We start from the raw sequence: 19,838 nt of genomic DNA, 5'->3' as shown, positions 1-19,838 counted from the left end.
CCTCGACGGCGGTCCGCTCGCTGCCGGTCAGAGCGACTCGGGCCTTGTCCGCGGCGTCGGAGTAGAACGCGCGTCGGTCACCGGGCGCTGCCGGCGACGTCGGCGAGCTTGCGCCGCAGCTCGGCCGTGACGTCCTCGGCCGACCGGCCCACTGCAGCCGATCCCACGGGGTCGAGCCGCAGCAGGACGCGGTGGCGGTAGTGCTGCGTGATCCGCCGGACCGTCGTCAAGTCGTCCAGGTCGGCCGTTTCCATCGCCTCCGCGAACTGCCCCAGGTCGCCGGGGCGGCCGTGAGCCCGGAGGGCCGCTCGCAGCTCTGGCAGCGTGCGCATGGTCGGCGGCTCGGGCACGGGACGCTGTTCGGGCTGTGCGGTCACGGTGCCCTCCTTCGTGGTGAAACCGACAGTACCCGGCTCCCGGGCGGCCGCACTGCGGTTCCGCTGCCGCACCGTCCCCGACGGGGGCAAGCTCAGTCGATGAGGTCCTTGGCCCTGGACTCCTCGCCCGCCGAGTTCTGCGTGACGGAGGCGGGGATCTCCTGGTCCGCGCGCAGTGCCTCCCACAGCTGCCGGGCCTGTCCGGGGATCGCCACCACACGGTTCGGGTCGATGGTGTCCCGGCTCACCGGCAGTGTCACCAGGTGCAGGTCCGGGGCGCGCAGGTTCTTCAGGGAGCGGGAAAAGCCCAGCAGCTTGTCCACGGAGGCCAGTTCGGAGTCGGTGGTCAGCGACTGGGTCGCGGTGTCGGCGAGTCCGTAGAGGCGGACGGGGTTGCCGAACAGGTCGATGGCGTGGGTCTGCTGCACCAGGGCCCTGACGAACCCCTGCTGGAGCTGGATCCGGCCCAGGTCGCTGCCGTCGCCGACCGCGTGCCGGGTGCGCACCAGAGCGAGGGACGTCCTCCCGTCGAGGGTCTGCGGGCCGGCCTGCACGTCGAGTCCGCTCTCCCGGTCCTTGAGGGCCTGCTTGACGGTCATTTCCACTCCGCCGAGCTGGTCCACCAGCTGCTCGAACCCGGTGAAGTCGACCTCGAAGAAGTGGTCCATGCGGATCCCCGACATGCTCTCCACGGTCTTCACCGCACAGGCCGGGCCACCGATGGCGTAGGCCTCGTTGAACATCACCCGACGTGCTCCGGGCGCGGTGCCACCGCTGTTGTACGGGCATGCCGGCCGGTCCACCAGAGTGTCCCGCGGGATCGAGACGATCGAGGCTTTGCGGTGGCCCTTGTGCACGTGCACGACCATGGCGGTGTCCGATCTGGCGCCGCCTCCGTCGTGCCCGTACCGGCCGTTGTCGCCCGCCCGGGAGTCCGAACCCAGCACCAGGAAGTTCAACGAACCGTCGGTGCTCTCACGAGGACGGTCGTCGCCCAGCGCGGCGTCGATGTCGACGCCCTTGAGGTTGTGGTCGAGCCGGAAGTAGAGGTAGCCGAGGCCGATGATGCCGGCGAGGAGCAGGCCCACCACGCTCCACACGGTGATCCGCAACGCCCTGCGGCGGGAGGGTTTCTTCGATGACATGCCAGCGACGCTAGGGGCGGCCGGCGCCGGGGGACGCTCTCCAAAGTTGACTGCGGAGCATGCAAGGATGACCCGGGTCAGCTCCCAAGCAGCGCTGGAACGTGGACGGTTGCCGCTGCGTGCGGGACGGCCGCCAGCGTGCCCGCGGCCACCGCGGCGGCCAGCGCCGGGGTCAGCACGACCGGTACGAGCACGTGCGGCGGCCGCGGCCCGCGCCACCGTATCGCAGCCGTGGCCACCGTCGTGCCGCACACCGCGGCGCCCGTGCTGACCAGTGCCGCGAGGCCGAAGTCCGTGCCCCACAGCGCCCGGTCCGAGCCCGGCCCGGTCCAGGCGGTCCAGCCGCCGGTGACGGCCGCCAGGGCCAGGGCGGCCAAAGCCGTCACGACCGGGACGCCGCCCCAGCGGTTCAGGGCACCGCAGGAGGTGAGCACGCCCAGCCCCACGGCCGACGCCAGCAGATGTGCCACGGTCAGCGCATCGGCCCCGTCACCCGGGGTGCGGTCCCACAGGGGCCACAGCAGGGCGACCGACAGCGCCAACAGGACCGAGGCCCCCAGGACTTCGCCGGCACGGGACGGTCCGCGCAGCACCCGGTGCCGCGCGGCCGGCGCCGTGACGAACCCGGCCAGCGCCCCGGACAGCAGGGCGCAGGCGGCGAAGGTCAGGGAGTAAAGGACTGCCGTCGTCACGTGGTGGTCGGGAAGCAGCCTCATGGTCCTCGGTGTCGCTTGTCGGTCGGTTCGCGTGGTCCGGTGCTCCGGCCCACGGTCGAACGCTAGAGAGGCTCTGTGCCGGAAACGGTCGGCAAAAGATGACCGGTGTCGGTCAGGAGTCGATGTGCCCATCCCGAACGCGCCGGTGGCAGTGACCGTGTTCGGTCACTGCCACCGGGTCGTCCGCCGCCTGGTTCTCTGGCCGTGTGTACGAACGTGACGCCGGTCGCCGTCCTCTTTGGATACGCGTCTGATCACCCCACCGGGTCGCCGAAGGGCAACTCCAGCACGAACACGGCCCCGCCGCCCGGCGGTTCGGGGGAGACGTACAGTCGTCCGCCGTGCCGCACGGCGATGTCGCGCGCGATGGCCAGCCCCAGGCCGCTGCCGCCGGCATCCCGGCTGCGGGACGCGTCCAGCCGCGTGAAGCGCTCGAAGATCCGTTCCCGGTCGGCGGGTTCGACGGCCGGACCGTCGTTGTGCACCTGCACATGCCAGATGTCCCCGGTGCCTTCGACGGACACGGTGACGGCCGTCCGCGCATGGCGTACCGCGTTGTCGAGGAGGTTGCGCAGCAGCCGCATGAGGTGCAGGGCGTGGCCGCGCACGGGAACGGTCGCAGGCGCGTGGACGTCGATCGCAGGCCCGTCGGGCCGTACCGTACGGGCCTCGTCGGCCAGTTCACGGGCCAGGCCTGCCAGGTCGACCAGGGCGTCCTGCTGTCGTCCGGCATCGGGGCGGGCGAGGAAGAGCAGGTCGTCGGCGAGTGCCTGGATGCGGCGGGTGGCCGTCAGCGCGTGGCGGGTCGCCTCCGGCCAAGGGGTCTTCTCGGGGTGGGCGAGGGAGATCTCCAGCTGCGAGCGCAGTGCCGTGACGGGGCTGCGCAGCTCGTGCGAGGCATCGGCCACGAAGCGCCGCTGCTGCTCGGCGGCGTGCTCCAGCCGGTCGAGGGTCTCGTTGGTGGTGACGGCCATGCGGGAGATCTCGTCCCGGGCGCGCGGGACGGGGACGCGCCGGTCCAGTTGCCGTTCGCTGATCTCTGCGAGTTCGCAGCGGATCGCCTCCACGGGGCGCAGGGCGCGCCGGGTGGCGGCGTAGGCGGTGGCAGCCACGATCAGGGTGGCCACGGGGACGCCTGTCCGGAGGGAGGGGGCCAGGCCGTCGACGACGGCCTGGGCTGCGTCGGGTAGGACGACGACGTAGACCGTGTAACGGCCCCCGGAGCGGCCGAACATGGTGGACTCGCCCTGGGCGACGTCGACGGAGGCCGCGACGAGGGTCAGGGTGCGGTGGGCGAGCGGGGCGGAGGAGGGGGTCCCGTCGCCGGGTGTCGGCTCGGCGGCGAAGCTGATGGTGCCGGTGTCCGGGTCGGTGGCGGGGGACGCGCCGACGGGTGCCGGTTCGGGGGCGCCGAAGCGGACGGTGCGGGTGTCGGTCCAGTCCGGGCGCGCGTCGGCGGGCGCGGCGGGCAACTGCTCCGCCAGCCCCCGGTAGCTGCCGGCGCCGTTGCCCTCGGTGCCGATGCTGCCGTCGGGCTTGAGGACCAGGTACAGCCAGTCCGACTGGTCGGCGGAGATGCCGTTCGCCCGCTGGCTGAGGATGATGTTGCGGGCCACGGCGCGGGCCTGGACCCGGGCCTTGTCCACGGTGTCCGCGTAGCACGCGGTGTACAGCTGCTGCTGGAGCCACCACGCCCCGCCACTGAAGACCACGAGCGCCGCCAGTCCGGCGAGGGCAGCGGTGCGGACGCGCGTGGGCAGCCGGTCAAACATGCACGGGACCGTCCTCGACCAGCCGGTAGCCCGCGCCGCGCACCGTCTCTATGGAGTGCCGGCCGAACGGTGCGTCGATCTTGCGACGCAGGGTGCTGATGTAGACCTCGACGATCGCCGTCCCGCCCGTATAGGCCATGTCCCACACCTCGTCGAGGACGTCGGTCTTGGACAGCACGGTCCCCGGGGCCTGCAGGAGGCACTTGAGGACGGCGAACTCGCGCGGGGTGACGGCCACTTCGGTGTCGCCGCGGCCGCAGCGGCGGGTGGCCGGGTCGAGCCACAGGTCACCGCAGCGGAGCAGTTCCCCGCCGGTGCCGCCGCCGCGGCGGATCAGTGCCCGCAGCCGGGCGCACAGCACCACGTAGGAGAAGGGCTTGGTCAGGTAGTCGTCCGCGCCGGTGTCCAGGCCCTCGGCCTCGTCGTGTTCCCCGTCCTTGGCGGTGAGCATCAGGACGGGGGTGTGCACGCCGGCCGCGCGCAGTTCCGCGCAGACCCGGTAGCCGTGCACGCAGGGCAGCATGATGTCGAGGATGATCGCCCGGTAGGAACGGCGCTGGGCCAGTTGGAGCCCAGTCAGACCGTCCGTGGCGAGGTCCACCGTGTATCCCTCGGCCTCCAGCCCGCGCCGCAGCGCCGCACCGACCTGCGGATCGTCCTCCACCACCAGGATGTTCATGGCGACCAGGATGGCAGATATATACATCTACTCCTTAAGTCGTCTTAAGACTCTTTGGTGGCCATTAGGCGCTTTTCATGCACGCTGTGCGAACCTCCGGCCGACCCGTGCCGGGCCCCGAGCGTGAAGGGTGCTCATGGACGCGCAGGACGACACCGCGGCGCTGCCCGCCGTCAGACACGCCGCCCACGACCCGGACGACGGCCCTCCAGCCACCCCGTCCCGACGGAAGAAGGCGGCAACCGGCACCCTGGTGGCCCTCGCCGTCCTGCTCACCGGCGGCGGTGTGACCTACACCTGGCTCCGCGACCGCCCCGCCGCGGAAGCGCCCGAAGGACCGGGCGAGGCCAGGACGGTCGCGGTGGTCAAGACCGACCTCAGCGAGCACAAGACCATGGCCGGGACCCTGGGGTACGGCGAGGCGGCGACCGTCAAGGGCCCGGGCGCCGGCACGGTCACCTGGCTGCCGAAGGCCGGGGAGACCGCCGAGCGCGGCAAGCCGCTCGCCCGCATCGACGACCGGCCGGTCACCGTCTTCTACGGGGACATGCCGCTGTACCGCAAGCTGGGCCAGGCCGCCGAACCGGCCGAACCGGCCGCCGAGCCGTCCGCCGGAGCCTCCGCGAAGGCCGGCCCTCCCGCCTCCGGCGAGCCCCGTCCCGCAACGACCCCCTCGCCCGGCGGACGGGGCTCCGAAGGCGGCAGCGCCGGCGACGTCGCGGGACCCGGCACCCGCGGCGCCGACGTGAAGATCCTGGAGGAGAACCTCTACGCGCTGGGCTACCGGGACTTCGGCCGTCCCGACACCCTCCTCACCGACGCCACCGTGACGGCCGTCAAGCGCTGGCAGAAGGCCAACGGCGACCAGCACCCCTCCGGCGTCGTCGACCCCGCCGACGTTCGCGTCATCGCGGACAGCGCCCGCATCGGCGAGATCAAGGCCCATGTCGGCGACCGCGCCGACGGCGAGTTGCTCACCCTCACCGGCAGCACCCGCTCCGTGACCGTGCCGCTGCCGGTCGCCGACAAGCTGCTGGCGCCGCAGGGCACCAAGGTGACCGTCGACCTGCCGGGAGGCGCGAAGAGCACCGGCACGGTCCGCGACGTCGGCACCGTCGCCGCCCAGGACGGCAAGAACGGCTCCGGCGGCGACGGCGGGGGAGCGGACGGCGCGGCGGGTGACGCCAAGGTCAAGGTCACCGTCTCGCTCGATGACCCCGGCACGGCCGACGGCCTCGACGGGGCCCCGGTGTCGGTCGGCTTCGCCGGCGGCTCCCGCACCGGCGTCCTGGCCGTGCCCGTGGGCGCCCTGGTGGCGCTGCGCGAGGGCGGGTACGCGGTGCAGGTCGCCGGACAGGGCGCCGAGAAGCCGCACTTGACCTCGGTGAAGACCGGGATGTTCGCGCAGGGCCTGGTCGAGGTCTCAGGACCGGAGATCAAGGAAGGTGTCCGGGTGGTGACCGCACAGTGACCGGCGTCGCACGCCCGACCCCGCCGCCCGTCCTGGAGCTGGAGGACGTGTGGAAGAGCTACCCGGGCGGTGTCCATGCGCTGCGCGGCGTCTCCCTGTCCATCGCCGCGGGTGAACTGCTGGGCATCGTCGGCCCGTCCGGCTCCGGCAAGTCCACCCTCCTGCACCTGATGGGCATGCTCGACCGCCCGACCTCCGGCAGCGTGCGGGTGGGCGGCCGCGATGTCGAAGGGCTCGGCGACCGCCGGCTGTCCGCCCTGCGCGGACGCTCGCTCGGCTTCGTCTTCCAGCAGTTCCACCTCGCCGAGGGACTGACAGCCACCGACAACGTGGCCACCGGCCTGCTCTACGCGGGCGTCCCCGCGCGCCGCCGCCGGGCCATGGCCCGCCAGGCCCTGACACAGGTCGGGCTCGCCGACCGGGCCGATCACCTGCCGCACCAGCTCTCCGGCGGCCAGAAACAGCGCGTCGCCATCGCCCGCGCCCTCGTCAACCGCCCCGCCCTGGTGCTCGCCGACGAACCGACCGGGGCCCTCGACAGCCGCACCGGCCACGCCGTGATGGACCTGCTGCGCGCACTGCACGCCGCCGGCACCACCATCGCCGTCATCACCCACGACCGGGAGCTGGCCGCCGCACTGCCCCGCCGGGTGGAGATCCTCGACGGCCGCGTCCGGCACGACACCGGTGCCCGGCCGCCGGCGAAGGGAACCGCATGATTCCCCGCTTCCACAGGACTGCCCGGCAGGACGCCGGAGCGTACGGCACGGAGGACATCCGGCCCGCCCGCCTGCCGCTGCGGGACGTCCTCGCCCTGGGCGTGCTGCGCCTGCGCACCCGCCCCGCCCGCGCCGTGCTCTCCGCCCTCGGCATCTCCATCGGCGTCGCGACCATGGTGATGGTCGTCGGCATCCCCGCCTCCGGAAAACAGGCGCTCGACGAGGACATGGCGCGACTCGGCACGAACCTGCTGAAGGTGCAGAAGTCCGCCGACGCGGGCGGGGTGCGCAGCGAGGAACTGCCCGAGCAGGCTGCGGCCATGGCCGCACGCATCGGGCCCGTCGAGGCCACCGCGGCGGTCGGCAAGCTGCCCGGCGTGTCCGTGCGCCGCTCCGACAAGGTCCCCGTCGGCGACACCTCCGGCGTCTCCGTCGTCACCGCGAGCGGCGACTTCCGCACGGCACTCGGCGCCGAGGCCCACGCCGGCGCCCTGCCCGGCGGGGCCGCCGAAGCGTTCCCCACGGTCGTCCTCGGCGCGACCGCCGCCCAGCGGCTCGGCATCACCGACCTGCAACCGCAGGACGGCACCGCCGGACCCCAAGTACGGCTCGGCGAGCACTGGTTCACCGTCACCGGCATCCTCAAGTCGATGCCGCTGCTGCCGGAGATGGACTCCGCGGCCGTCGTGAGCCTGCCCGCCGCCAAGGCGCGGCTCGGCTTCGACGGCCACCCCTCCGTCGTGTACGTCCGGGCCAGGGAGTCCGCACTGGACGACGTCCGCGCCGTGCTCGCCGCCACCGTCAACCCGCAGAAGCCCTCCGGCGTCTCCGTCAGCCGGCCCTCCGATGCGCTGCGCGCCAAACAGATGACCCAGACGGCCTTCTCCTCCCTCTTCCTCGGACTGGCCGCGGTCGCACTGCTCGTCGGCGGGGTCGGAGTGGCCAACACCATGGTCATCTCCGTACTGGAGCGCCGCACCGAGATCGGTCTGCGCCGCGCCCTGGGGGCCGCGCGGGGCCAGATCCGCGCCCAGTTCCTCACCGAATCGGTGGTGCTCTGCCTGCTGGGCGGCATCGCCGGGGTGGTCCTGGGCGTCGCCGGGACCGCGGCCTGGGCCGCCTCCCAGGCCTGGCCGGCCGTCCTGCCGCTGCCCGCCGTGTTCGGCGGACTGGGCGCGGCGCTCGTCGTCGGCACCCTCGCCGGGCTCTGGCCGGCCGTGCGCGCCGCACGCCTCACTCCCACCGAAGCACTCGCAACGTCCTGAACTCCATTGAAAAGGAAGCCTCTTATGCGTCGTATCACCCACTCCGCCGTGTTGGCCCTGGCGGCTGTCACCGCCACCGCACTGCTGGCCGGCTGCGGCAGCAACAGCAGCGACTCGGGCAAGGGCGCCGACAACGTCGCATCGCTCCAGAAGCCCGGTGACGGCGCAACGCACCAGAGCTCCGGCACCCCTTCGGCCAAGAAGTACAAGGCTGGCAGCAAGGAAGCCGCCCAGGCGTTCGACGCGTGGCACGCCGAGTTCCGGACGTGCACGGCGAGGAAGGCGCAGCAGCAGGGCATCGACGTCGTGGAAGGCACCGGCAAGGACGAGGGCGAACTCAGGCCGAAGGACCAGAAGGAGTTCGTGCTCGGGGAGGACACGAAGGGCAATCCCACCTACAACAGTCCTCTCACCAAGCAATGGTTCGAGAAGGTGATCAGCCCGTGCCGCCAGGAGCACCCGCTGCCGGAGACCGACGACGACAAGAACGACGCCGCACACCTCGCGCAGCTGCGCAAGACGTACGAGTGCCTGCGCGGCGAGGGCCTGGACGGTCTGCACGAGCCGACGGCGGACGCCCCGGTGCTCTTCACCCAGGAGGGCACGAGCAAGTACTTCAGAGGCAACGCCGACCCCAAGGCCGAGGCGGCCATGGACAAGTGCGGAGCCGGCCGGGGCTGAGCGCCGCCGCGCCGGGGGCTGCACCGTACGGGCACCCGCGGCGTGGTGCGTCCCCCTCCGCTCCACAGCCACGGTACACACGAGGGCATGGCCCGACCGAGTATCCGCAGTGTTGCCGCTCAGATGTTCGCACTGCAGGTGGTGATCGTGCTGCTGCTCGTGGTGGCGGCCGTGACCACGCTGCTGCTGAAGGCCCGCGCGGACAGGTTCCAGTCGGCCCGCGACCGCTCGCTCGCCGGGGCCGAGGCCTTCGCCCACGGCCCCGGCCTGGCGGACGTGCTGGGCGGCCCCGACCCGACCGCGGTGCTGCAGCCGCTCACCGAGGCGGCCCGCAAGGAGGGCGAACTGTCCTTCGTCGCCGTGCTGAACCGCGACGGCATCCGCTACACCAACCCCGACCCCTCCCTGATCGGAAGGCCCTTCCGGGGCACCCTGGGGCCCGCGCTCAAGGGCGGCCGCACCGTCGAGACGGTCGAGGCCACGCAGGGCGAACGGGTCCAGGCGATCGTCCCGGTGAAGGACGCACGGGGCACCGTCGTCGGCCTGGTGGCGGCCGGCATCCAGGTCAGCCAGGTCAGCAGCACGGTCAACCGGCAGCTCCCGGTCGTCATCGGCGCCGGTGCCGTCGCGCTCGCCCTGGCGACGGGTGGCACGGCGCTGGTGAGCCGGCGGCTGCGGCGGCAGACCCGCGGCCTCGGCCCGGGCGAGATGACGCGGATGTACGAGCACCACGACGCGGTGCTGCACGCCGTCCGTGAAGGCGTGGTCATCGTCGACGGGGACGGAAGGGTCCTGCTGGCCAACGACGAGGCGCGCCGCCTGCTCGGCCTGCCCGAGGAGGTGGACGGGCGGCACGTCTCCGGACTCGGCCTCGACCCCCAGGTGGCAGAACTGCTGGCCTCCCGGCGCGTGGTCACCGACGAGGTGGTCCCGGTCGAGGACCGGCTGCTGGCGGTGAACACCCGGCGCACCGACCGCCGCGGCGGCCCGCCCGGCAGCGTGGCCACCCTGCGGGACACCACCGAGCTGCGCGCGCTCGCCGGCAAGGCCGAGGTCGCCCGCAGCCGGCTCGCGCTGCTGTACGAAGCGAGCGTGGCCGTCGGCACCACCCTCGACGTCGAGCGCACCGCAGCGGAGCTCACCCAGGTGGCCACCCGGGAATTCGCGGACTACGCGAGCGTCGACCTCGCCGAGCCGGTCCTGCACGGCGAGGAACCGCCGGCGCTGACATCGGGCACCCAACCGGCCGAGCTGTACCGCGTGGCGCTCAGCGGCGCCCGGGACGACCACCCCCTGTACCGCGCGGGCGGGCCGGTGAGATTCGCCGCGCCCTCTCCAGCAGCCGTGGGCTTCGTCAGCGGACGCCCCGTACTGGTCGCCGACCTGGAGACCGACTCCAGCTGGCGGACCCAGGGCGCCCAGCAGAACCAGGCCGTGCTGGACCACGGGCTGCGCTCGCTCATCACCGTTCCGCTGGCCGCGCGGGGCGTGATGCTGGGCATCACCACCTTCTGGCGCACCCGCGACAGCGAGCCCTTCGAGGAGGACGACCTGTCCCTGGCCGAGGAGCTGGCGGCCCGCGCCGCGGTGTGCATCGACAACGCGCGCCGCTTCACCCGCGAGCACGCCATGGTCGTGACCCTGCAACACAGCCTGCTGCCGCGCGGACTCCCCGAGCAGAACGCCCTCGACGCCGATCACCGCTATCTCCCCGCCCAGGCCGGTGTGGGTGGCGACTGGTTCGACGTCATCCCGCTGCCGGGCGCCCGCGTCGCGCTGGCCGTCGGCGACGTGGTCGGCCACGGCCTGCACGCCGCCGCCACCATGGGCCGCTTGCGCACCGCCGTGCAGAACTTCTCCTCCCTCGACCTGCCACCGGACGAACTGCTCAGCCACCTCGACGAGTTGGTCTCCCGCATCGACCAGGAGGCGGCATCGGCGGACGACGCGCCCCCCGTCGCGGGAGCCACCTGCCTGTACGCGATCTACGACCCGACCACCGGGACCTGCTCGATGGCCAGAGCGGGCCACCCACCGCCCGCGATCGTCCTGCCCGACGGCACGGTGGAGCTCCCCGACCTCCCCGCCGGACCACCGCTCGGCGTGGGCGGTCTGCCCTTCGAAGCGAAGGAACTGCAACTCCCCGAAGGCACCGGCCTGGTGCTCTACACCGACGGCCTCGTCGAGGACCGCGACCGCGAACCCGGCACGGGCCTGCGGACCTTGACAGCCGCGCTGTCCCGCCCCGGACGGACACCCCGGGAGGTCTGCGACGCCGTGCTCGAGGCGCTGCCCCCGGCGGACGACCGCCGGGACGACATCGTCCTGCTGGCCGCCTGCACCCGCGTCCTCCCGCCCGACCACATCGCCGGCTGGGACCTCCCCTCCGACCCCGCAGTAGTGGCCCAGGCCCGCGCCGACGTGACCCGACAGCTCACCGCATGGGGCCTGGACGAGGCCGTGTTCACCACCGAGCTCATCCTCAGCGAGCTCGTCACCAACGCCATCCGCTACGGCACCGAACCGATCCGGCTGCGCCTGCTCCTCGACCGCTCCCTGATCTGCGAAGTCTCCGACGGCAGCAGCACCTCCCCGCACCTGCGCTACGCGGCCGACGAGGACGAGGGCGGCCGCGGCCTCTTCCTCATCGCCCAGCTCGCCGACCGCTGGGGGACGCGCTACACAGCGCGGGGAAAAGTGATCTGGGCCGAGCAGGCGCTGCCCGTGTCACCCGAAGGATGATCCGCAAAATGGCACGTGCGGTGCAAAGATCTGCCGCTGCCGATTGACCATGGCTCTTCTGCGAGCACAACCACCGCCCCCGGCCATCGGCCCAGGGCGCTGGGCGAGGAGGGCCCTGCCCTCCGCCAAGTAGGCAAGAGCAGGCAAGCAGGCGCTCCTTCTGCGCACCGAGCGCCGGTGGCCAATGCACCCCGGTGCGGGCCGTCCCGCCGCCGGCGCTCTCTTGTCGCCCGTGCTGCGGACACCAGTCGCCAGAAGATGCGGGGAGACCATCCCATGACCTACGGCGTGGGCCGAGGGCGCCGCTTAGGTTCGCGACGTACCGCTCTTCCCGTGCCGCATCGGCCGGCCTCCAGAAAAGGCAGCGGAGGAAACACCATGCCCCTCGGTCTTCCCCACGGCGCCCCCCGCCACTCGGGCGGCGGCCCCGCGGCCGTCCTCTCCGGCCTGGGGTCGGCGCTGCCGTCCCGGAAGGTCACCAACGACGAGCTCTCCGAGCGGCTGGACACCTCGGACGCATGGATCCGGCAGCGCACGGGGGTCGAGCAGCGCTTCTGGGTGGACGGTGGGCAGTCCACAGGTGATCTCGCCGTGGAGGCGGGGCGCAAGGCGCTGGAGTCCGCAGTCGGCGAGGCCCGGGTACGGGTCGACACGCTCATCGTGGCGACCACCACACCGGATTACCGCTGCCCGGCCACCGCGCCCGCCGTGGCCGCCCGCCTGGGACTGGGGAACATTGCAGCCTTCGATGTGTCCGCGGTGTGCTCCGGCTTCGTCTACGCCCTGTCCGTGGGGGCATCGCTGATCACGTCCGGACAGTCCGCCCACGCACTGGTGATCGGCGCGGACACGTATTCGACGATTCTCGACCACACGGACAGGAGCACGGTCGTCATCTTCGGCGACGGAGCAGGAGCCGTACTCCTGTCCCGGGGCTCCCGGGGCGACGCGGGGGCCTTCTTCGGGTTCGACCTGGGATCCGACGGGCACCACGTGTCGCAGCGCGTGCTGAACAAGATCCGAGAACGCCAGGAGGGCGCTTCATGATCTCGCATGACGCGAGAGGCGTCCTTGCCGTCGGGGCGCATCCGGAGGACATCGAGCTGAGCTGCCGGGGGACGCTGCACGATCACGTGCCGGCCGACGACCGCGTGGTCATGCCGGTGTTCACCGACGGCGCTGCTGGCCCCGGCACCACGCATCTGAGCCATGCGGAACAGGAGTCGGCCGCGGGCATCATCGGAGCCCGACTCCGCTGGGGCATGCCGGCCGACGGCCGCAGCCGACGGTTCGTCTTCGAACTGCGCGAGAGAGCGGCTTCGAGGAGGGAAGTCGCCTCCGCGGTGAGTGCCGGCTCGAGGCCGGTATGACCTTGCCCCGCACGGCGGCCGCTCTCCAGCACGTCTGCGCGCGAAGGCAACAACCTGGAACAGAGGGCAAGGTGACGTGATCAGCAAGCTATTGGTGGACCGTCTGAAGGCGGTGGAGGAGCGGCTGGTGGCGCTGCACGCCGAGCGCGCGGGCACCGGCCACCGAGCATCCAGCGGTGCCGGGCCGGACCGCGAGCCGGAACCGGGCGTGCAACGGGCCGGGCAGTGGAGCCTCGCTCCTTGGGGCGAGGTGGATCGACTGGCGGTTCTCGCCCGGGACTTCGGGCTGAGCCCGATGGAAGTGGACCTGCTGGTCTGCGCGATGCTGCCCGAACTGAACCCTTTCTGCGGCGGGTTGATACGGCAGTTGACCGGTGCACAGCATTCGTCGCGGCCCACGGTCGCCCTTGCCCTGGACATGATGGGAATTTCGATGTCCGAGGGGCTCGTACGCGGCTTGCTGTGCGCGGAGTCGGCTCCGCTGGCTGCCGGGCTGCTGAAGTACGAGAACCCGGATGCGGTGCACCCCGGTCGTCTGCTGCGGATCCCGGACCGGGTCCTGGGACACCTCGTCGGTGCCCGGCAGAGTGTGGCGGCCGCGCTGGAACGTACCTGCGGACCATGCCTGCGGGCGGTCGTCGACAGCGGGGGGCCCGCTGTCCCATGGGCGATCGAGGCGTTGAGCAGGGCATGGGCCATCGCTGCGGGTTCACCGGTCTACGTACGGGAGCGTGCGGGCGGCGTGGCATTGCCTGCTGCCTGTGAGGCACTCCGGCGGGCCGGGACCCTGCCGCTGCTGGTCGACCCCGACGAACTGGAGCATTCCCCGGCCGACTTGCCGGAGGCGATGGTCCTGGAGGCCCGGCTGCTGCACGGCGGGATCATTGTTCCGGTCTTCACCGACCCGGACGTCCCGGCCGCCGGACTGCTGCGCCGCTTGATCGCGCGTCTGACAGCCTCGCGGGTGCCGGTCGTCCTGTACGGCAGCGGGGAGTGGGACCCCGAAGCCTGGGGGCCGACGCCGCACACAGCCATGGAGCTGACCGCGCCGCCCGCAGGTACCGCGGAGAGCCGGGGGACGGGCCGTGACGTGTATGCAGGGCTGGCACCCCTGCTGGACCAGGCTCAGCGCGAGGCCGCAGTGCGGGGGCGGCACCTCGCGGAGGGCGAGGTCCGACGGATCGTGCACAGCGGAGCCCTGCGCAACCTGGGGCGGCTTGCCCGGCAGGTGAGCCCGGCCGTCACCACGAACGATCTGGTGCTGGCGGAGGCCGCACGCGAGCGCCTGGACGCTCTGCTGATCCGGGCGCGTCACCGTGACGAGGTGCTGGACACGTGGCGCCTGCGCCGGGGCGGCGGCCGGGGCCGGGGGGTGACAGCGCTGTTCGCCGGCGATTCGGGTACCGGCAAGACGATGGCCGCCGAGGCGGTGGCGGCAGAGCTCGGCGTCCCCCTGTCCGTGGTGAGCCTGCCGTCGCTCGTGTCGAAGTACATCGGTGAGACGGAGAAGAACCTGGAACGGGTCTTCTCCGCCGCTGAAGTGCTGAACGGGGTGCTGCTCTTCGACGAAGCCGACGCAGTCTTCGCCAAGCGCGGCGAAGTACGAGGCTCCAACGACCGGCACGCCAACCTGCAGAGCGGGTACCTGCTGCAGCGGCTGGAATCCTTCGACGGTCTCGCCATTCTGACGACCAATCTGCGGGCCAACCTCGACAGCGCCTTCACCCGGCGCTTCGACGAGGTCATCGAGTTCGAGCGCCCCGGCACAGAGGTACGCGTCCGGCTGTGGCGGGGCTTTCTCGGCGACGGGGCCGCGGACTCCTGCGGCATCGAGGACATCGCCGCCCGCTTCGACCTCTGCGGCGGCAGCATCCGCGCGTGCGTGGAGACCGCGGCCTTCATGGCAGTGGCCCACGACCGACCACTGTGCCGCGCAGACCTGTTCAAGGGCATTGAGGTCGAATACCGCAAACTCGGGCGGCTCTTCGACGGCGAGTCCTGACCGCGGACACCGCCTCCGGCTCCCTCTCCCCCCAAGCGCGACGAATGGAAGACGACCATGGAAGCAGTACGGAAAGAGAAGCCGAAGACCAGGAACAGCACGAGGCCGTCCACCCCGCCGCCCCTCGCGCACGAGCCGGCACACGTGCCGGAACCGGAACCGGTCAACTGGGGTGCATCGACGTCAAACAGCCACACGAATGCAACCTCCGCTGCCTCGATCATGGAAGACATCGGCCTGAAGTACGAACACATCGCCGATGCATCACTTGCGAGTGCGGACATCGTCCACCGCTACCACGAGGTGGGGACAGCCGCCGAAGAGCAGATCCAACGGCTCCAGGAACTCCAGGAACAGGAGAACCAACGGCTGTTCGCCGCCATGGACAGCCTCCTCGACTCCATCGGCGTGGACGACCTGAAGCAGGAGGTCAAGGTGATCCTCCAGGAGGAGAAGAGGGAACGACACGTCGCCGCTGCCGCAGCATATGCACAGATCAGGGCCTATGCCCAGGCCCACGGCTACCTCGATGACCGCACGCGGAGCCAGGCGCCGGACACCTTCACGCGACACTTCGTCAGCTCCTTCCAGGAGAACGAGCGGCGCGCCGCCGTCTCCAGTGCCCAAAAAGACCTCGACGATCAGATCGCCAAAGAGCGGAAGGACGCAGAAATCTCGGCCAAGTACGCCCGCCGGGCTGCCGAGCTCGAGATCCACATCCAGAATCAGAAAATCCTCAACGAGCAACTCGAGGCGGAAAGAGTGCGGCTCCAGGCAGAGGAGAAGAGAAAGGAGCAGGAGAACAAGGCCTGGGTTGCCTCGCTCACCGCGCCCAGTCCAGAGGAAATGGCCGTACGGGCACTCCCGGCCGGGGCCTACAAGAACATCCAGCTCAAGCGCCAGGAAATAGAGAAAATCGAGAGCGGGATACGATCCGAAGAGCGCATCGTCGCGGACAGGATCCACGAGTACAGGATGGAATCCAGGAAGCAGGCCGTGATTCTTGCGAATTCGGCGATGGCGAATTACCTGAAACTCCAGGACGGTCTCGAGCGGGCGCGGGGTGAACTCGGCAACCTGCCCCAGGACGAGTTCGTGGCGAACCCGGAAGGATTCCTTCAGCACATCATCGTCTCCACAGGATTCGATCAAGGGCTGGCGAAGCTCTACCCGGAAGTGCCCAATAGCCTCCGAATGGAATTCATCAACGCCATGAAGAACTGGGACAGGCACTGGTTCCGCCTCGCCCCGCACCAGGAGCGCGAGCGGAGGGGCTACCCCTCCTTCATCCTGACGCCTGCCCTGGAGAAGTATGCAGAAGAATTCCCCCAGGATAAACTGCTCGCGCAACTCAGGGACTATTGCCCTGTATCACCGCAGCGTTCCTATGTATCCGCCGCGTACGTGCCTTACTTCACCGGGAAGCCGAGCCCCGGCGACTTCAAGGGCACGATCGGCAACGCACGCGTGCGACGGGAGCAGGACTCGAAGGGTCGGGAATTCAGCCCGGATTTTGTTTTCACTCCGGCAATGAACGGCTGCGCCTTCACTGTTACACGATCCGAAGATCCGGATTACTTCACCGCCTGGCATTTCCAGTCGCCGGGCGCCAACAGGGAACAGGTGGATGAATTTCTGCTGGGAGAAAAGCCGACGGATTGGTTCGGTGACGACAGGTATGAAAGCGCCGTGCAACTGGGCCTGTTCGAAACGACCAACATTTTGTGGCGCAGCCCTGAAGGCTGGAAGATTCTCAGCCAGGAAACAAAATACAGTCATCTCGACAGAGATGACGTTCACGGCATGAAGTTCGGCGAATGGGATTTGAAGCTCAGTGACTGAAAACTCGAATCGGAGTGGCGCCATCTCGAACACGGGAACAGCAGCACGCCGCGTCCGGGGCCGGGCGGCGGCCGCGCTGATCGCGGTCGCTTCACTGGCCCTGTCCCTCACCGGATGCGCGGACAATGCGATTTCGCCGCGTTCGGCACGCAACCTGGCGCTGGACGACAAGGATGCGGCCAGCGGCGTGACCCTCAAGGTCGACTGCCAGAAGGCCAAATGTATAGCCCTGACCTTCGACGGCGGGCCGGGCAAGGACACCCCCCGCCTGCTCGACACCCTCAAGGAAGAGAAGGTGCCCGCCACCTTCTTCCTGCTCGGCAAGAACCACGTCAAGAAGTACCCCGACACCGTGCGCCGTATCGCGGCGGAGGGACACGAAGTGGGCAACCACACCTGGTCCCACCCGCGCCTGGACAAGGAAAACAACGCCACGATACGCAGCGAACTCAGCCGGACCCAGGATGCCATCGCCGAACTCACCGGCATTAAACCGGTGTTGATGCGTCCGCCTCAGGGCCGCACCAATGCCGACGTCGGCGAGGTCTGCAAGGAGCTCGGGCTCTCGCAGATCCTGTGGAACGCAACCGCCAAGGACTATTCCACGAACGACAGCGCCCTGATCGAGAAACGAATCCTGGACCAGGCCGAGCGCGACGGCATCATTCTGCTGCACGACATCTACGACGGCACCGTCCCCGCGGTCCCCGGTATCATCGACGAACTGAAGAAGAGAGGCTTCACGTTCGTCACCGTGTCACAACTGCTCGCCCCAGCCGCGCCCGAGCCCGGGCAGCTCTACCGCCCTTAGGCGTGGTCGGTCGGCTGCGGCGCTACTCGTCACCGCTTGAATTCATACAGGTGGCACTCGTCCGGGTCGCCGGCGTACATGGCAATGTGAGGCTTCTGACGGCTGACGGACAGTGCTCTGTCGTGCCCGCGCCCGATTTCCGAGGCGTGGCCAACCAGGTGTGAGCCAGGGCATGGCGAACTTCCTGTTGCTGGTCGACTTTTCCGGATCTATGTGGAAAGAGTTTCGTGAACAGGTACACCTACTCCTGCCCGCTGCGATGGTCCGACGCTGATGCCAACGGGCACATCAACAACACAAATTTCCTCCGGTACATGGAGGAGGCGCGCATGCGTATGTTCCGGGAAGTGCTCGCCACCGATGAAGAGGGCCGCCGCCGGAAGACATTCGTCGTGGCGCGCGCTGCCGTCGATTACAAGGCCCCTCTGAACTACCGGGACGAACCCGTCGACGTGCGCGTCTGGGTCACCGAGGCCGCTGGCGCCAGTTTTGAACTCGCCTATGAGATCTGCGACGCCGACTGCCTGTACGTCGAGGCGACGACCATGATCGTTGCCTACAACTTCGAGACCGAACGGCCCCGTCGGCTCTCCGAGGCGGAACGCAACTTCGTGGCCCGATACATTCATTCTGCGCATCAGCCAATGCGACCTCGGAGTGCCCGCGCACGGTCGCTGGAGCGATCCGCGCCACCGATGCAGCCATGATGGCCGCACACTCGTGAAGGCCCTGTGGACCGGATACATGCCAAAGGCGTTGCCCGGTGTGCTCAACCCGCACACCAGACACGACCACCAGCATCAAACAGCCTCGTTCTGTCAGCCGTTGTCAGAGCGTCCGCCAGTAGGTCATGGCGGCGACAGCAAGGAGGCACGACGGAACCGAACCGGATGATCATAGAGTTCTCTACGCTCTGTGACCATCGGGAGAGTTCGTGTCCGCCGTGCCTGCGTCCATCATCGCCACCCCAACTCGCCACCTACTGGCGGACGCTCTCAGAGCGAGTTGGCCGTGTGATACAAGGTCTCGGCTTCCTTGCCCAGATGGGTACCGTATTCCCTGCCGTCACCTACGCCCTGAGAGTTGACGGCGACAATGGTGCCGGTGCCCGTCTTCTCGCTGAACCCTTTGAGGTGGGGGCCGCCGCTTGAACCCTTGCCCAGGTCGCAGGAGCCCCACAGCGCAGGCGCGAACTTGTACTTGTCAGGGGCCTTGGTGATCGGGTCGTGGCAGGACAGCAGACGCTGCCCCTGGTTACTGTCCCCGATCCGCCCCTGTCCCTCTTCGCGGCCGCCCTGATAGGGGTAGCCGAAGTTGTACAGCACCTCGCCGACCTTGGGCTCGTCCTGGAAGGAGATCGGCATCGCCCCCACGGCCTTGGCCGCGCTCTGGCCGTCCTTCCCCGAGTTCAGCACAAGCATCGCAGCATCATGCCCGTCATCGATGGGATTCTTGGCCGTGGTCCATTCCTTGGTGACGACGGCACGGCTGACGGTGTATCCGCCCAAGGGAGCCTTCCCGTCTTGGTAGCCGGGAACGAAGTACATGTTCGTGTTCCAGCCACCCGCGCGCTGGTCACCTCCCAGGCAGTGCGCCGCGGTCACGGCCGTGCTGCCCGACCCGCCGACGGTGACGGTCGCCGTGCAACTGCGGTCCTCTCCGTCCTCGGCCGAAGTGAAGAACAGCCGGCCCACAGCCTGGGAAACCAGGCCCTTGCCCTTCCACTCGGCGTCGGTCTCCTTGCGCGGATATTCGGGACCGGGGGTCTGCACCGCCTTCAGCTTCTCCGGTGGGTGGCCGGCCCGGGACGATGTCCCGGTTACTGGGGCATGCTCGTGAGGCAGGTGTGGAACTCGACGGCGAGGTTGCGCATCTCCTCGCCGGCTGCGTGCACAGTGGTGGTCTCGAAGTGCCATTCCTCGGACGGGGGCCGGTCGTGGATACCCCACGTCAGGTGGACATAGCCACCGGGGCGGTGTTCCGCAGAGAGAGTGAGATCCTGCTCCAGGGAGCACCAAGTACGCGCTCCTTCCCCGCCCGGAAATCCTCGGCCAGCGAGGAGAGGAAGCTGTCGAGGCCGTCGCCGTCCCAGGTCCGCACCAGGGTCTCGATACTCACCCATTGCCCGCGCGCCTTCACAAGGAAGTCGAGCGTCGGGTCGTTCCCGAACGGCCGTGACGGCTCGGAGAACAGCAGGTGGACGGGTCGCGGTCCGGGGTCTCCCACCCGGACCGTGGGACTGCCGG

17 protein-coding genes and 1 pseudogene are annotated in these 19,838 nt (G+C 70.0%); 11 read left to right on the top strand and 7 right to left on the bottom strand.

The window, feature by feature from the left end; genetic code table 11:
- Positions 1 to 77 precede the first annotated feature (77 nt).
- The 5 genes from ACLHRZ_RS01995 to ACLHRZ_RS01975 form a co-directional block, all read right to left on the bottom strand.
- Positions 78 to 377, bottom strand: coding sequence for a hypothetical protein (locus ACLHRZ_RS01995; RefSeq protein ID WP_490416408.1), 300 nt, complete (start codon positions 375 to 377; stop codon positions 78 to 80).
- A 92-nt stretch (positions 378 to 469) separates the two neighbouring features.
- Complete coding sequence (locus ACLHRZ_RS01990) at positions 470 to 1,522, bottom strand: LCP family protein (protein WP_490416407.1); 1,053 nt, start codon at positions 1,520 to 1,522, stop codon at positions 470 to 472.
- A gap of 77 nt (positions 1,523 to 1,599) precedes the next feature.
- Complete coding sequence (locus ACLHRZ_RS01985; protein ID WP_490416406.1) at positions 1,600 to 2,238, bottom strand: hypothetical protein; 639 nt, start codon at positions 2,236 to 2,238, stop codon at positions 1,600 to 1,602.
- A gap of 254 nt (positions 2,239 to 2,492) precedes the next feature.
- Positions 2,493 to 4,010, bottom strand: a complete 1,518-nt coding sequence (locus ACLHRZ_RS01980; protein WP_490416405.1) for a sensor histidine kinase — start codon at positions 4,008 to 4,010, stop codon at positions 2,493 to 2,495.
- Positions 4,003 to 4,689 carry a response regulator transcription factor gene (locus tag ACLHRZ_RS01975; protein WP_490416453.1) on the bottom strand — a complete coding sequence of 229 codons (687 nt, stop codon included), beginning with the start codon at positions 4,687 to 4,689 and terminating at the stop codon, positions 4,003 to 4,005. The genes ACLHRZ_RS01980 and ACLHRZ_RS01975 overlap by 8 nt, the downstream gene beginning before the upstream one ends.
- A gap of 136 nt (positions 4,690 to 4,825) precedes the next feature.
- On the opposite strand from ACLHRZ_RS01975, the gene ACLHRZ_RS01970 reads away from it, so the two are divergent.
- The 11 genes from ACLHRZ_RS01970 to ACLHRZ_RS01920 all read left to right on the top strand — a co-directional run bounded on the left by ACLHRZ_RS01970 (position 4,826) and on the right by ACLHRZ_RS01920 (position 18,299).
- On the top strand, positions 4,826 to 6,160 hold the full coding sequence (locus ACLHRZ_RS01970) for a peptidoglycan-binding protein (RefSeq protein ID WP_490416404.1): 1,335 nt from the start codon (positions 4,826 to 4,828) through the stop codon (positions 6,158 to 6,160).
- On the top strand, positions 6,157 to 6,879 hold the full coding sequence (locus tag ACLHRZ_RS01965; protein ID WP_490416403.1) for an ABC transporter ATP-binding protein: 723 nt from the start codon (positions 6,157 to 6,159) through the stop codon (positions 6,877 to 6,879). Before ACLHRZ_RS01970 ends, ACLHRZ_RS01965 begins: the two co-directional genes overlap by 4 nt.
- On the top strand, positions 6,876 to 8,144 hold the full coding sequence (locus ACLHRZ_RS01960) for an ABC transporter permease (protein ID WP_490416402.1): 1,269 nt from the start codon (positions 6,876 to 6,878) through the stop codon (positions 8,142 to 8,144). The genes ACLHRZ_RS01965 and ACLHRZ_RS01960 overlap by 4 nt, the downstream gene beginning before the upstream one ends.
- Positions 8,145 to 8,168: 24 nt before the next feature.
- Positions 8,169 to 8,825: a hypothetical protein gene (locus ACLHRZ_RS01955; RefSeq protein WP_490416401.1), complete on the top strand. Its 657-nt coding sequence runs from the start codon at positions 8,169 to 8,171 to the stop codon at positions 8,823 to 8,825.
- Positions 8,826 to 8,912: 87 nt separating this feature from the next.
- Positions 8,913 to 11,567, top strand: coding sequence for a SpoIIE family protein phosphatase (locus ACLHRZ_RS01950; protein WP_490416400.1), 2,655 nt, complete (start codon positions 8,913 to 8,915; stop codon positions 11,565 to 11,567).
- 378 nt (positions 11,568 to 11,945) lie between these two features.
- Entirely contained in the window at positions 11,946 to 12,614 is a 669-nt protein-coding gene (locus ACLHRZ_RS01945) for a ketoacyl-ACP synthase III (protein WP_490416399.1), read from the top strand.
- Positions 12,611 to 12,937 (top strand): PIG-L family deacetylase, encoded by a 327-nt coding sequence (locus tag ACLHRZ_RS01940; protein WP_490416398.1) that lies wholly within the window; start codon positions 12,611 to 12,613, stop codon positions 12,935 to 12,937. The genes ACLHRZ_RS01945 and ACLHRZ_RS01940 overlap by 4 nt, the downstream gene beginning before the upstream one ends.
- A 76-nt stretch (positions 12,938 to 13,013) precedes the next feature.
- Positions 13,014 to 14,939: an ATP-binding protein gene (locus tag ACLHRZ_RS01935; protein WP_490416397.1), complete on the top strand. Its 1,926-nt coding sequence runs from the start codon at positions 13,014 to 13,016 to the stop codon at positions 14,937 to 14,939.
- A 57-nt stretch (positions 14,940 to 14,996) separates the two neighbouring features.
- Positions 14,997 to 16,781 carry a hypothetical protein gene (locus tag ACLHRZ_RS01930; protein WP_490416396.1) on the top strand — a complete coding sequence of 595 codons (1,785 nt, stop codon included), beginning with the start codon at positions 14,997 to 14,999 and terminating at the stop codon, positions 16,779 to 16,781.
- A 22-nt stretch (positions 16,782 to 16,803) separates the two neighbouring features.
- Positions 16,804 to 17,592: a polysaccharide deacetylase family protein gene (locus tag ACLHRZ_RS01925; RefSeq protein ID WP_490416452.1), complete on the top strand. Its 789-nt coding sequence runs from the start codon at positions 16,804 to 16,806 to the stop codon at positions 17,590 to 17,592.
- A 227-nt stretch (positions 17,593 to 17,819) separates the two neighbouring features.
- Positions 17,820 to 18,299, top strand: a complete 480-nt coding sequence (locus tag ACLHRZ_RS01920) for an acyl-CoA thioesterase (protein ID WP_490416395.1) — start codon at positions 17,820 to 17,822, stop codon at positions 18,297 to 18,299.
- Positions 18,300 to 18,587: 288 nt separating this feature from the next.
- Here the strand turns inward: ACLHRZ_RS01920 and ACLHRZ_RS01915 are convergent, their stop codons facing one another.
- Together ACLHRZ_RS01915 and ACLHRZ_RS01910 are read right to left on the bottom strand one after the other, a co-directional pair.
- Positions 18,588 to 19,364 (bottom strand): trypsin-like serine peptidase, encoded by a 777-nt coding sequence (locus ACLHRZ_RS01915; RefSeq protein ID WP_490416394.1) that lies wholly within the window; start codon positions 19,362 to 19,364, stop codon positions 18,588 to 18,590.
- A 47-nt stretch (positions 19,365 to 19,411) separates the two neighbouring features.
- Positions 19,412 to 19,818, bottom strand: a pseudogene (locus ACLHRZ_RS01910) (DUF6228 family protein).
- Positions 19,819 to 19,838: the final 20 nt, after the last annotated feature.

Source organism: Streptomyces sp. AM25 (assembly GCF_058146165.1).
The sequence above is the reverse complement of the archived record's forward strand: the minus strand, read 5'-3'. Positions and strand labels throughout refer to the sequence as shown.